The sequence below is a fragment of the Arthrobacter sp. zg-Y916 genome (genome assembly GCF_020907385.1).
In the GTDB taxonomy this organism is placed as follows: domain Bacteria; phylum Actinomycetota; class Actinomycetes; order Actinomycetales; family Micrococcaceae; genus Arthrobacter_B; species Arthrobacter_B caoxuetaonis.
Map to the genome: position 1 here is coordinate 354,118 of NZ_JAJJOD010000002.1, position 13,305 is coordinate 367,422.

The following is a 13,305-nucleotide window of genomic DNA, read 5'->3' on the forward strand; positions in this document are numbered from 1 at the left end:
GTTTCGGGACAAACCGGTCGTTCGGGGAAAATCTGGCCAAGGCGCCGCGCAGCAAATTCCCACAGCAACCGAATCATCCCTAAACGCAGCAAAACCGGACGGGCGCCAGAATGACTGACATGAGTCACGGGAACACTGGTTCCCATGCCCGCAGTGACAGGACCCAGCAGCGGTTCGCGGCGTTCGGTGGAACCTGGCGGTGTTCGGCGGAATAGGGGACGATCCGCGAACAACGGCCCGATCAGGTGAGCGCTTTGACTGTACGGCGCCCGGAATCCGGTTCCTCACTGCGACGCCTGGCGGGAGCCGAACTGACCTGGGCGGTTGCACTGAGGGATCCTCTGCTGCACAAACGCTGTTATGGCTCCGCCGCAGATTCCTTTGCCGCAATGACGTCCCGCTGACCGGCCCAAAACGACATCATTGCAGCAACAAATGGAAAACGACCGCTCTAAACTGCGTTACTGCGTCAACGGATGCGAATCTGGCCCCGGCTACGGTCTCGCCACTGAAAGCGGCCCTTCACAGTGGGACTTTTTGTCCGGGGGCTGTGGCGGATGTTAAAGATGTGATAATAGTTTCCTAAAGGGCGTTCACTGTCTCATGGATGATCAACAGTGACGCCGTCTCTCAGGGGAAAGAAGTTGTTATGGCTTCGATGAGCGCATGGATGACAGCTCAGCCAAGGTCGAATTACCAGCGTGCCACCAACAGGACGCCGGCAGCACTGCGCATCATTGACGCGCCGGTCCTGCTTACTGTCTGGATGCTCTGCGTCCTGACAGACTGGTCGACGCCGGCAAAGGTGGCGCTGAACGCCGCAGCAGTTGCGCTGCTCTGCCTCAAGGAAGTTGCCGTCCACCGGCATCTCCGCCACCAGGCTCCGGCCCGCAACCTAGTCCTGGTCCCCGCTCCGGCGTAGTCACGTCCCCGCTCCGGCGTAGTCACGTGGCTTTCCGGCCACCGGCTCTGGCCCTCATCGGCCAAGAAGCCTATCGTTGATAAGCGCGGTACGGTTCCCGGGTTGCCTGTACGGCATCCGGTTATTGCTCCGGAGTTCGCTTTTGCTCCCTCAGTACTTTCCTTCGGGTTCCGTCCAAGACGGCGCAGTGATGCGTTCTCCCCGGCGGAAGCAGGCGAAGCATGTCCCTGGACATATCAGCCCTGGAAGTTGAGACGGCAAACGGATGGGTCCGCGGAATCGTGGACGACGGCGTACGCACCTGGCGGGGGATCCCCTACGCCGTGCCGCCCCTGGGCAGCCTGAGGCTGCGGGCACCGCAGCCGCCGGAGAGCTGGCCGGGAGTGCGGGACGGCTCCCAGTTCGGTCCAATCCCGCCCCAGTGGCGGGGAATCGCGCTGACCGGCTCGCGCCGCCGTCCGCTGATGAGCGAGGACTGCCTGACGGTCAACGTGAGTGCACCGCTGGAGCCGCCGTCGAAGCTGCTTCCGGTTCTCGTGTACTTCTACGGGGGAGCGTTCAGCTCCGGTTCCTCGGCAGTGCGCACCTACCGCGGCGCCAACCTGGTCCGGACCGGCGACGTCGTCTACGTCTGCCTCAACTACCGGATCGGCGCCCTCGGTTTCATGGACTTCACGTCCTTTTCCACCCCCGAGCGTCCCTTCGACGCCAACGTCGGCCTGCGGGACCAGGTCGCTGGCCTCGCCTGGGTCAACCAGAATATTGCCGCGTTCGGCGGCGACCCGGACAACGTCACGATCTTCGGCGAGTCCGCCGGGGGGATCTCGGTGACCGCCCTGATGTGCATACCGTCCGCGGCACCCTATTTCCACAAGGCGTTCGCGCAGAGTCCAGCCCCGTCCGGAGTGTACTACCCAGACATGCATGAGCAGTGGGCACTGGACCTGCTGGAGATCCTCCGGATTGACGAGGCACACGCAGCGCAGGCCCTGGACAGTATTTCCGCGGCGAAGCTGGTAAACGCCACCCGGGAAATGACTTCGAAGATTGGGCCGGTGCAAATGCCGGGCTCGCTCAGTGTTTCTCCCGTGGTCGACGGGAACTTCCTGCCGCGCCATCCCATAGACACTTTCCTGGAGGGAGAGTCCTCACCGAAACCGCTTGTCCTGGGAACCATGGCACAGGAGGGCGCGCTGTTCGCGAAACTGGACAACATCCTGCCCTCCACCCCGGCCCGGCTCGAGCGCATGTTTGCCGGAACCGATCCGGCCGCCAGGGACCGGATTGTTGCGGCCTACCCCGGATACCCGTCCAAGGAGCGGTCCATTCAAATCAGCGGTGACCTCGTCTTCTGGTATCCCAGCCAGATGGTGGCCGAAGGCCATTCCCGGGTAGCGCCCACCTGGACCTACCGCTACGACTTCGCCACAAGGCTCATGAACCTTCTGGGTTTTGGGGCAACACACGCTTTTGACGTTCCCGTCATGTTTGGCGAGACGAATAAGCGGACGATGCGTGCGCTTTCGCTGCTGGGCGGCATGGATGCCCTTAGGGAACTTTCCGCACGGTTCCAGGGATCGCTGATCAGCCTCGCCAAGGACGATTTGCCGGGCGAGGACTGGCCGGAATACGAGGAACTCAACCGGCATACCCGCATCTTCGACACGGAGGACAGGATCGAATCGGATCCGTTCCCCGAGCGCCGCGAAGCGTGGAAGGGGTACAGGGGGTATGTATGAGCCGTCTCCATCCATGGAGTAGCGGGCCTGCCCGTGAGAGTGTTAAGCAGACTTATGGTTATGTCCTTCAGACCTGACGAGGAGCCAGCATGAGTTCACATTACGACGTCGTTGTCCTGGGAGCGGGGCCCGGCGGCTACGTAGCGGCGATCCGGGCGGCCCAGCTGGGCCTGAGTGTTGCCATAGTCGAAGAGAAATACTGGGGTGGAGTGTGTCTGAACGTGGGCTGCATTCCGTCCAAGGCCCTGCTGCGGAACGCTGAACTGGCCCAGATCTTCACACGCCAGGCTGGCGAGTTCGGGATGCACGGAGAGGTGAGCTTCGACTATGGGGCCGCTTACGACCGCAGCCGGCAGGTGGCGGACGGACGGGTCAAGGGCGTCCACTTCCTGATGAAGAAAAACAAGATCACGGAATACGACGGACGCGGCGTGTTCAAGGACGACCACAGCATGGAAGTCACGCTGTCCTCCGGAGGCACTGAGGAAATCACGTTCGACAACGCCATCATCGCCACCGGAGCCACGGTCAAACTCCTTCCGGGTGTGGAACTGAGCGAAAACGTGGTCACCTACGAAACCCAGATCCTCAGCCGTGACCTGCCCCGGAAGATGGTGATTGTGGGTGCCGGCGCCATCGGCATGGAGTTCGGCTATGTCCTGCGCAGCTACGGTGTCGATGTAACCATTCTCGAGTTCATGGACCGTGCCCTGCCGAACGAGGACGCGGACGTTTCCAAGGAGATCACCAAGCAGTACAAGAAGATCGGGATCCCCATCCATACCTCGGCGAAGGTGGAGACGGTCACGGACAACGGATCGTCCGTTACGGTCAAGTACACGGACAAAAGCGGCGCCGAACAGAGCATCGATGCCGACCGGGTGATGATGTCTGTGGGCTTTGCTCCGCGATTGGAAGGCTTCGGCCTGGAAACCACCGGAGTGGAAGCCACTGACCGGGGCGCAATCGGCATCGACGACTACATGCGCACGAACGTGCCCCACATCTTCGCGATCGGAGATGTAACCGGGAAGCTCCAGCTGGCGCACGTCGCCGAGGCCCAGGGCGTTGTTGCGGCGGAAACGATCGCGGATGCCGAGACCATGCCGCTGGGCGATTACCGGATGATGCCGCGGGCGACGTTCTGCCAGCCGCAGGTTGCCAGCTTTGGATTGACGGAAGCGCAGGCACGCGACGAGGGCCACGACATCAAAGTCGCAGTTTTCCCTTTTACCGCCAACGGCAAGGCCCACGGCCTCGGCGAACCCGTCGGTTTCGTGAAGCTGATCGCGGACACCGCCTACGGAGAGCTGCTGGGCGGGCACATGATCGGCCCGGACGTCTCTGAACTGCTGCCGGAACTGACACTGGCGCAGAAGTGGGACCTCACGGCGGCGGAGCTGGCGCGGAATGTCCATACGCATCCAACGCTGAGCGAGGCCCTTCAGGAAGCCTTCCACGGACTCACGGGCCACATGATCAATTTCTGAGCCCTCAGCAGCTTAGGACCCGGGCCGGCGGTACCGCAGCAGGAGGGTGTCGCCGCCCTGGAGAACATGTACCAGCGCGAAGTGCTGCAGCGGGGTTTCCGGCGCTCCGGATGTGATCCTCGGAGCGCTGCCGGCGGTCATCCCGGGGCTGAGCGTGAGGCAGAGTTCATCGACCAGTCCGGCAGCCTGGAACGTGCCGAACAGCCTGGGACCGCCTTCGCACAGGATGCGGGAAAACCCCCGGTTCTCCAGCTCCCGCACCGCGAGCGCCGGCTGAACATCCCTGGCGCCCGCCGCGATGACGTCGGCAACTTCCGCCAGCGCCGTCCGCCGGTCCGCGGGGGCACCCGCGGAGGTGAGCAGGAGCGGGCGCACCGGGGCCTGGCTGAACAGCGGTCCGTCCGGATCAAGGTCCAGGCTCCCGGAGACGATCGCTGTTGCGGGGTGCGGCGCCATTCCGCGGGCTGCGCGCCAGGCCTGTCCCTGCCGGTCCAGGAGTTCCCCGGCATACCCTTCGGCCCGCACGGTTCCGGCGCCCACCAGGATGACATCAGCGCTCCGTCGAAGCAGGTTGAAGACCCGATGGTCCACACTGTTGCCCAAACCGCCGGACCGGCCTGCCACAGCGGCGGCACCGTCCAGTGAAGCCACAAAGTTGAAGCGCACCAGGGGCTGGCCGGGCGCTTCCCCGTGGCTGTCCCACGCATAGGCCGCCAGCAGGTCTTCGTCGCTAAGCTCCGCGGCGGATCCGGCCGCAGTGACCGGTGCGCTCACGCTCCGCGGTCCGGTTCATTGGTGTCGCCCATGTTGTGCCGCAGGTAGGCCGGCTGACGCCATCCGAGGATCGCCTCAGTCATTCTGATGGTCCTGGCCGCAGCAGGCACGTCGTGCATGCGCAGGATCCTGGCTCCGTTCATGATGCTCGCCACGGCTGCCGCGAGGGTTCCTTCGGTCCGCTCGGACTTGGGTGCATCCAGCGTCTCTCCGATGAAGTCCTTGTTGGAGACGGCCGCCAGCACCGGGAAGCCCAGCTCCGCGATCCGTGCGAGGCCGCGGGTGATCTCCAGTGAGTGCAGCGTGTTCTTGTTCAGGTCATGGCCGGGATCAATGATGATCTTCTCTGCAGGAACACCGAGTTCCTGGGCGTATGCGGCGCGTCGGCGCAGGAACTGCGCGACCTCGGCTGCGACGTCCTGGTACTGCGGCCGGGGATACGGTGTGCGGGGCACGGCAAGGCTGTGGGTTATCACCAAGTGGACCCCTGCGGCAGCTGCCACCCGGGCAAGGTCCGGATGGTGCAGCCCGCTGGTGTCGTTGATGACCGTGGCGCCTGCCTCAATGGCGGCCTCGGCGACTGCCGGGAGGAACGTGTCTGCCGAGATCACGGCGTCGGTCTGTTCCCTGACAGCGCGGATTACGGGTACCACCCGGGCGGCTTCTTCCGCCGCACCGAGGGCCGGCCCCGGAGCGAACGGGACACCGCCGATGTCGACCCAGTCGGCGCCGTCGTCGACAGCCTTGAGCGCGGCCTGCAGCGCAGCGCCCAGGGCGAACGTCCGTCCGCCGTCGAAAAAGGAATCCGGGGTCCGGTTGATGATCGCCATCAGCGCCACACGTCGGCTGAAATCGAGTGTCCGTGCCCCGATCCGGTGGACGGGGTGGAGCAGCGGCGGTTCATAGGGCCGGGTTGGAACGGCCGATGCGCCGCCCATATTGGCGGCAGGCACCTCTGCCGCGCTTTTCAGACTCATATTTGCATCCTACGGTGGAGCACACCAGGACATGGCCCGCCCCGAAGGAAGGTACCCGATGGAACTGCCGCTGCAGCCCCCCGTGGAGCCCATGCTGGCCAAGGCCGTAGACCGGATTCCCGAGGGCAGGTACGCGTATGAGCCGAAATGGGACGGTTTCCGCGCCATCGTCTTCCGTGACGGCGGCGAGGTGGAGATCACCAGCAGGAACGGCCGGGCCATGAACCGCTACTTTCCAGAGCTGGTGGAAGCGTTCCGGAAGGGCCTGCCGGAGAAGTCCGTCGTGGACGGCGAGATCATCCTGGTCAGCGACGGGGGCACACGCCTGGACTTCGACCTCCTGCAGCAGCGTATCCATCCAGCGGCCAGCCGAGTGGAACTCCTCGCGCAGCAGACCCCGGCTTCCTTTGTGGCCTTCGACCTCCTGGCCCTGGGGAACACGAACCTGGCCGATGCTCCCTTCCGGGAGCGGCGCGCCGCACTCGAGCAGGCCCTCGGCGCCGCCGGCGGCAGGCTGCACCTGACCCGCCAGACCCTGGATCCGCAGACGGCTGCCGAATGGTTTGAGCTGTTTGAAGGCGCCGGCCTGGACGGTGTGGTGGCGAAGGACCTGGCCGGCCCGTATGAGCCCGGGAAACGGTCCATGTATAAGATCAAGCACCGGCGGACGGCTGATTGCGTGCTTGCCGGCTACCGGTTGCACAAAAGCGGCGATGACCGGATCGGCTCACTGCTGCTTGGGCTCTACGACGACGACGGCGTGCTCGCCAACGTGGGTGTGGTGGGGGCCCTGCCGATGCAGCGCAGGAAAGAACTCTTCGAAGAACTGCAGCCCCTGGTCACCTGGGACAGCTCCCATCCCTGGACCCAGGCCGGGCAGGACGCCGGAACGCGCACACCCAGGAACGCCGAAGGCAGCCGGTGGAGCGGCACCAAAGACCTTTCCTTTACGCCGCTTCGCCCCGAACGGGTGATCGAGGTTGCCTACGACCATATGGAGGGCGACCGCTTCCGGCACCCGCCGAGCTTCGTCCGCTGGCGTCCCGACCGGGAGCCTGAATCGTGCGGTTATGCCCAGCTGGATGAACCGGTCCGCTTCGACCTGGCAGACGTTCTGCAGGCGCCGCCGGGGTAGCGGCTGCTTCTTGACATGGTTGGACCGGCTGGACCACCCCAGCGGCAGGGTTCCGTGGCGGGTACGCGTGCGATGCTTTGCGATGCATCTGCGATGCATGAGACAACGGGCTGTGGCCGTGCTCTCCCGTGGCCATGAGCGGTCACGGAGCGGAGATACGCTGGGAAATATGCAAGAAGGCAACATTAATTTCCATACCCGCAAGTGGGTTCGGCCGGAGGACCTAAACGCGAACGGCACGCTTTTCGGCGGCTCGCTGCTCCGCTGGATCGATGAGGAAGCAACCATCTATGCGATCCTCCAAATGGGTAACGGCAGGGTCGTGACGAAGCTGATGTCCGAAATCAATTTCGTCAGCTCAGCCCAGCAGGGCGACCTGATCGAAATGGGGCTGCGCGCCGTAAAATTCGGCACCACGTCCCTGACCATGCAGGCCGAAGTACGGAACATGATCACCCGATCGAGCATCCTCACGATCGAACGGATCGTGTTCGTCAACCTTGACGAACATGGACGGCCGGCGCCCCATGGTTACACGGACATCACCTACGACCGCGACCGGCTCCCCACTCATCACCTGCCCTCCGTGCCGCCCGTACCCTAGGACCGGTCCCAGGAACCGCCACGGGACGTAACACGGCGCGTTAGGCGTGCCGGCGGGCCCCGCAGCTGAAAGAATCCGAGCAGGCCGGTCGAGTTCGGCCGGTACGGTTCTTGAGCGAAACGGGTAAGGATGCACAGCAACAGCCCCGCTGCCACCGGGCGGGACGGAAGACAGCGGACTCCCCGCCTCATGTTTTGGGGCGCCCTGACCGGGATGGTGCTCATTGCCCTAAACCTGCGGGGACCGATTGTTGCGCCCGCGCCAATTCTCGGCATCCTCCAGGATCAGCTGGGCATGTCAGTGCAGACCTCGGGGCTGCTGACGGCCCTGCCCATCGCGTGTTTTGGTGTGGTGTCCTTCTTGGCGCTGCCCCTGCTGCGCCGCGGAGGGCCGGACCAGGCCATAGCCCTGTGCCTGGCAGGGATCCTGTTTGGAACGCTGCTGCGTTCCTCAGGCGGAACCGGGCTGGCGCTGGCCGGGACGGTTGTCATTGGTGCGTCTATCGCCGTCGGGAACGTCCTGGTTCCGGTGATCATCAGGCGTGACTTTGCGCCCGCGCGCGTGCCGCTCGTAACCGGGGTCTACACCGCCGCAATGAATATCGGTTCCATGATCACGCTCATCCTCACAGCTCCGCTTGCCGAGGCAGTTGGCTGGAGGACAGCCATGGTGGTGTGGAGCGCGCTGGCCCTTGCCGCAGCACTGGCGTGGCTCTCACTCGTCGGCTGGCGGGTTTTTCTCCTCGGCACGCAGAAGGAAGACCCGCCAGGAGGTACCGGCAGCACCGGAGAGGCCGGAGGCCCGGCCGGAACCGAGCCGGACGCGCCGCCGCAGGACACCCAACGGTCTGCCTGGCGAACACCCCAGGCCTGGGTCATGCTGATTGCGTTCAGCGGGCAGGCCTTTTCGTTCTATGCCGTCTCGACCTGGCTGCCCACGATGCTGACAGATCTGCTCGGTCTGGATACCGCGGGTGCCGGGGCCGGATCCTCCCTGTTCCAGGGACCGGCGATTGTCGGAGCCCTGGCCGTTCCGCTGCTCTCCCGCCGGTTGAGGATCCGGACCCTGCTGTGGCTGACCTGCGCGGCCTGGGCGGCGCTTCCAGCTGGCCTGCTGCTGGCACCCGCGGCCTGGCCCGTCTGGGTCACCCTGGGCGGTGTCGCGCAAGGTGCCGGAATCACCGTCCTGCTGCTGATCCTCGTGCGGATGGGCGGCTCGGGCCGGCAGGCGGGACAGCTCTCCGCCATGGTGCAGGGCGGCGGCTACCTGGTCGCTGCCACCGGTCCCGTGGTCCTGGGCACACTGCACAGCGCGTCTGGCAGCTGGATCCTTCCCCTGGCGGTCGTGGGGATCAGTATCGCTGCGCTGTTCTTTGCGGGCTCTGCCGCCGCCAAGGTGTCCGACGGCGCCCGTCGCCCGGCGTAGGCCCGACCGCGCGGGCCGGCTCCGGAGCACGTCCGTTCTTCAGTCCGCGGCGCCCTCTGCGAGTTCCCGCGCCAGCCGCGCTGCCTGCTCGGCGCCCAGCGGAGCGCCGGGAAACCTCCCCAGCCGATCCAGCGGAAGGCTGCCCATCAGACTGAGGGCCGCTGAGAGTGAAGCGGCTGCCGCCGGGTCACCGTTCCCGCCGCTGGAGCCTGTGAGCGACTCCAGGAGAACGCGGGCAGCCCGGGGGTCCGCCAGCCACTGGTTGACCGGCGAAGAGGCGGTTGGAAGGGGAGATGGCCCGCTGCCTTCCACCTCGATCATTTCGCTCAACCTGATGTCGCGCGAGGATGATCCCACTTTCAGGAGGTAGGCGCCGCTGTCCGTTACCCATGACCGGGTACCGGCATCGAAGCGGTCCAGGCTTCCGGCAGCCAGGTCGAAGGTGACGCGGGTGCTTTCTCCGGGATCAAGCTCCACCCGGGAGAAACCACGCAGTTCCTGGGCGGGCCGCGGGACGCCGTTTGGTGGCCCGCCCACATAGAGCTGCACCACTTCCGCGCCCGCCCGGCCGCCGGTGTTGGTGACGGTGACGGTGACACAGACCCGCACCGCGGCTCCGGTTCCAGTTCCCTCGGCCGTGGCTTCCAGGCCGGTGTAGTCAAAGGAGGTGTAGGAAAGCCCGTGGCCGAAGGGAAAGGCAACCGGCATCTGCCGGGTGTCGTACCACCGGTACCCAACCAGCAGGCCCTCGCCGTACCGGACCTCGCCGTCCTCACCGGGGAAGTTGCCGAAGGCAGGGGTGTCCTCGATAGAGAGCGGAAACGTCTCAGCCAGCTTTCCCGAAGGGTTGACGTCGCCGAGGAGGATGTCCGCCACGGCCTCTCCGCACCCCTGCCCGCCCAGCCAGCCTTCCAGTACAGCCGGCACCTGAAGCGCCCAGGCCGTGGTCACGGCGGAGCCGTTGAAGAGGACGACTGCCAGGTCTTCCCGCTCCGCCGCAAGGGACGAGAGGAGCTTGAGCTGGTTTTCCGGCAGGTCCAGGGATACCCGGTCAGCGCCCTCCGTTTCAGCCGAATCCGGCAGTCCCAGGAACACGACAACCTGGTCGCCGTCCGCTGCCGCTGCTACAGCCTCCGCCGCCAGCGCGTCACCGTCCGTCCCGCCACCTTCCTCCAACACATAGCCTGCCGTGAAGCGTGCCTCCGGAACCCGCGCCGCCAAGGCGTTCCACGGGGTGCTGGGCCGTACGGGGTTAACCCGCGATGATCCGCTGCCCTGGTACCTGGGCGTCCTCGCCAGCTCACCGATCACCACCAGGCGCCGCTGCGCGCTGAACGGCAGGACGCCGCCGTCGTTTTTCAGGAGCACCATGGACTGCACCGCAGCACGCCTCGCCAGCCGGTCATGGGCAGCGTAGCCGGCCGGGCCGGACACCTTGTCCGCAGTGCGCTCGCCCAGGACCCGGAGGCGCTCCACCGCGGCGTCCACATCACCGGGTGAGACCAGTCCGGCATCCAGCCCCGCAAGGACTTCGCGGGGCCCGATCCCGTTGGAGGCGGGCATCTCCAAGTCCAGTCCGGCCGCGAGCGCAGCGGCCAGGTCTGTCACGGCACCCCAGTCGGAGACAACGACGCCGTCAAAGCCCCATTCGTTCCGCAGGACCTGTGTGAGCAGCCAGGGGTCCTGGGCTGCGTGGAAGCCGTTCAGCTTGTTGTATGCCGCCATGATCGTCCAGGGCCGGGCCTGCCGCACGACCATTTCGAAGGCCCGCAGATAGAGCTCCCTGAGAGTCCGCTGGTCCACGATGACGTCGACAGTCATCCGGTCCGTCTCCTGGTTGTTGGCAGCGAAGTGCTTCGGGCAGGCAGCGACTCCCTGGGACTGGACACCACGGACCCACGCGGTCCCGAGCAGCCCGCTGAGCAGCGGATCCTCGGAAAAATACTCAAAGTTGCGCCCGCCCAGCGGGGTGCGTTTCAGGTTCAGGCCGGGTCCCAGCAGGACATCCACCCCCTGTGCGGCAGCTTCCAGTCCCGCGGCCCGGCCAAGTTCAGCCAGCAGCTCGGGGTTCCAGGAGCTGGCGGTGGCACACTCGGAGGGAAAACACGTTGCCGGCGCGGATTCACCCAGGCCCAGGTCCGGACTGTCCACGGAGCGGCGTACTCCGTGGGGGCCGTCGGTCAGCACCAGGGGCCGCACCCCGGCACCGGCCGATCCCCGGGTGTTCCAGAAGCCCTCACCGGAGAGCAGCCCAGCCTTCTCTGCGGGGGTCAGGCCGTTCCGCGGATCGTGGGTTGGCATGGAAGAGCCTCCTGCATGGATTCCGTACTGCCGGCGTGGCCCGAGTCTAGGCGCGGGGCCGTCCGTGGCGGAAGGGCTTTACGGTGATGCACCGCCGGTTCCGCCGGTGGGCAGTCCTGACCTGTTGCTGGCCTGCGGGCAGGGCTATCGTTCGAATAGATCCGTGGAACGTCCTGTTCCGCCTCGAGGGGAGAAGAGGGCGATGAAATCCCAGTTTGACCGGTACCGGCAGATCGCCGAGATTCTCTACCGCAACGGATTGGGCTATCTGGTTTCGGTGTCCGGCCTGGAAGCCAGGATCCCGTTCCGCCGGCAGTCCGCGCAGGAGGCTGCCCGCGTTGACAGCCCCGAATACCTGCGCCGGGCCCTCGAAGAGCTCGGGCCCACCTTCGTCAAGCTGGGCCAGTTGCTTTCCACGCGCGCAGACCTGCTTCCGCCCGAGTACATGGAACAGCTGGCCAAACTGCAGGACAGGGCCGCACCTGCCGCGTGGGCGGATGTCCACGCCGAGCTGGAGCGGGAATTCGGAAAGGATCCGCTCAGGATGTTTTCGGCGTTCAACACGACGCCGATTGCCAGCGCTTCCATTGGCCAGGCCTACGCGGCCACGCTGCCGGACGGAACCGACGTCGTCGTCAAGGTTCGCCGGCCCGGCATCGGCCCGACGGTGGAATCAGACCTGGCGATCCTGCAGTCGCTGGCGGGGCACGCCAGCAGGCGATGGGAAGCAGCCAGGGACTACGACGTCAAGGGATTCATCGACGAGTTCGCCGATACCCTGCGCCAGGAAATGGACTATGCCCAGGAGGGAAGGAACGCCGACCGTTTTGCGGTCAACTTCGAGAACGACGCGGCAGTGCTCATCCCGCATATTTACTGGGAGCACAGCACCCACAACGTCCTGACCATGCAGCGGATGTACGGGATGAAGGTGACGGACACCAGGGCGCTGGACGCAGCAGGAATCGACCGCAAGGCGCTTGCCGCCACGGCCGCCAATGCGGAAATGAAAATGGTCTTCGAGGACGGTTTCTTCCACGCTGACCCCCATCCCGGGAACATCTTCGTGCAGCCGAATGCGCAGATCGGGCTGATCGATTTCGGCATGGTGGGGGAGCTGGATGACAAACTGCGCGGTCAGCTCTCGGCGCTGTTCGTCGCGGTCATCCGGAAGGACCCCGACCGGATGGCTTCTGCCCTGCTGCGGATGACCGTCACACGGGTCCGCCCGGACCGGGTGAAGCTCCGGATGGACCTCGCGGCCCTGATCCGGCTGTACTCGAACCGGACGCTCAAGGACGCACCGGTGGGCAGGATCATCAGCACCGGCCTGGGGATCATCCGCAACCACCATCTGCAGCTGCCGCGCGAAATAGCCCTGCTCATGCGCATGCTGATCATGACTGAGGGAATGGGCGAAGTGCTGGATCCCGAATTCAGCATGGGCAAGACCCTTGCGCCCTATGCCAAGCGGATGACCGTGGAGCAGCTGAACCCGGTCAACTACGCGAAGCGCCTCGGCAAGGCCGGGGGAGAACTGCTGGAGCTGGGGGCGGACCTGCCGGGCCAGCTCCAGCGGCTGGTCAATACGCTGGACTTCGAAGGCATGGAGGTGCACCTGCGTGCCGGGGACCTCGTCCCGCTGGTGGAGCGCCTGGAACGCGTGGGCAACAGGATGGTGGCTGCCATCTTTGCGGCCGCCTTCATCCGCGGCGTGGGCGAATTGACGCTGGGCGACGCCGACCGCTGGCGCAGCTGGCAGGCTCCGTTGATGGGCGCCGGGCTGGCGTCAACGGGCGTGCTGGGCGGCTACCTTGCCTGGTCGGCACGGAAACAGCGGCGGCTGGACGCCGGCTGACCAAAGAAAAGGAACGGCCGGGCCCCCCCGGCCCCGGGGGCCCGCCGGTGGTGGGGGGGGTCGCACCCCCTGCCCCGCTC

At 65.7% G+C, this 13,305-nt stretch carries 10 protein-coding genes; 7 read left to right on the top strand and 3 right to left on the bottom strand.

Annotated elements, in window-relative coordinates:
- The first annotated feature begins 649 nt into the window (after positions 1-649).
- The 3 genes from LOC59_RS06975 to lpdA all read left to right on the top strand — a co-directional run bounded on the left by LOC59_RS06975 (position 650) and on the right by lpdA (position 4,151).
- Positions 650-922: a hypothetical protein gene (locus LOC59_RS06975; protein WP_227896806.1), complete on the top strand. Its 273-nt coding sequence runs from the start codon at positions 650-652 to the stop codon at positions 920-922.
- A 221-nt stretch (positions 923-1,143) separates the two neighbouring features.
- Positions 1,144-2,661, top strand: coding sequence for a carboxylesterase/lipase family protein (locus tag LOC59_RS06980; RefSeq protein ID WP_227917052.1), 1,518 nt, complete (start codon positions 1,144-1,146; stop codon positions 2,659-2,661).
- 89 nt (positions 2,662-2,750) lie between these two features.
- Complete coding sequence (gene lpdA, locus LOC59_RS06985; RefSeq protein WP_227917051.1) at positions 2,751-4,151, top strand: dihydrolipoyl dehydrogenase; 1,401 nt, start codon at positions 2,751-2,753, stop codon at positions 4,149-4,151.
- Positions 4,152-4,163: 12 nt separating this feature from the next.
- On the opposite strand, the gene LOC59_RS06990 is transcribed toward lpdA, so the two are convergent.
- Both LOC59_RS06990 and folP read right to left on the bottom strand, forming a co-directional pair.
- Positions 4,164-4,925 carry a pyrimidine reductase family protein gene (locus LOC59_RS06990; RefSeq protein WP_229971174.1) on the bottom strand — a complete coding sequence of 254 codons (762 nt, stop codon included), beginning with the start codon at positions 4,923-4,925 and terminating at the stop codon, positions 4,164-4,166.
- Positions 4,922-5,863: a dihydropteroate synthase gene (folP, locus tag LOC59_RS06995; RefSeq protein ID WP_229971228.1), complete on the bottom strand. Its 942-nt coding sequence runs from the start codon at positions 5,861-5,863 to the stop codon at positions 4,922-4,924. The genes LOC59_RS06990 and folP overlap by 4 nt, the downstream gene beginning before the upstream one ends.
- A gap of 97 nt (positions 5,864-5,960) precedes the next feature.
- Between folP and LOC59_RS07000 the strand changes: the two genes are divergently transcribed.
- From LOC59_RS07000 to LOC59_RS07010, 3 genes are all read left to right on the top strand, one after another.
- Entirely contained in the window at positions 5,961-7,037 is a 1,077-nt protein-coding gene (locus tag LOC59_RS07000; protein ID WP_227896802.1) for an ATP-dependent DNA ligase, read from the top strand.
- A gap of 169 nt (positions 7,038-7,206) precedes the next feature.
- Entirely contained in the window at positions 7,207-7,641 is a 435-nt protein-coding gene (locus tag LOC59_RS07005) for an acyl-CoA thioesterase (RefSeq protein WP_227896801.1), read from the top strand.
- Between the two features lie 129 nt (positions 7,642-7,770).
- Positions 7,771-9,066, top strand: coding sequence for an MFS transporter (locus LOC59_RS07010; RefSeq protein WP_229971176.1), 1,296 nt, complete (start codon positions 7,771-7,773; stop codon positions 9,064-9,066).
- A 39-nt stretch (positions 9,067-9,105) separates the two neighbouring features.
- Here LOC59_RS07010 and LOC59_RS07015 read toward each other — a convergent pair whose 3' ends face one another.
- Positions 9,106-11,367 carry a glycoside hydrolase family 3 C-terminal domain-containing protein gene (locus tag LOC59_RS07015; RefSeq protein ID WP_229971178.1) on the bottom strand — a complete coding sequence of 754 codons (2,262 nt, stop codon included), beginning with the start codon at positions 11,365-11,367 and terminating at the stop codon, positions 9,106-9,108.
- A gap of 202 nt (positions 11,368-11,569) precedes the next feature.
- Here LOC59_RS07015 and LOC59_RS07020 point away from each other — a divergent pair, with 202 nt between their 5' ends.
- Positions 11,570-13,225, top strand: a complete 1,656-nt coding sequence (locus tag LOC59_RS07020) for an ABC1 kinase family protein (protein ID WP_229971180.1) — start codon at positions 11,570-11,572, stop codon at positions 13,223-13,225.
- Positions 13,226-13,305: the final 80 nt, after the last annotated feature.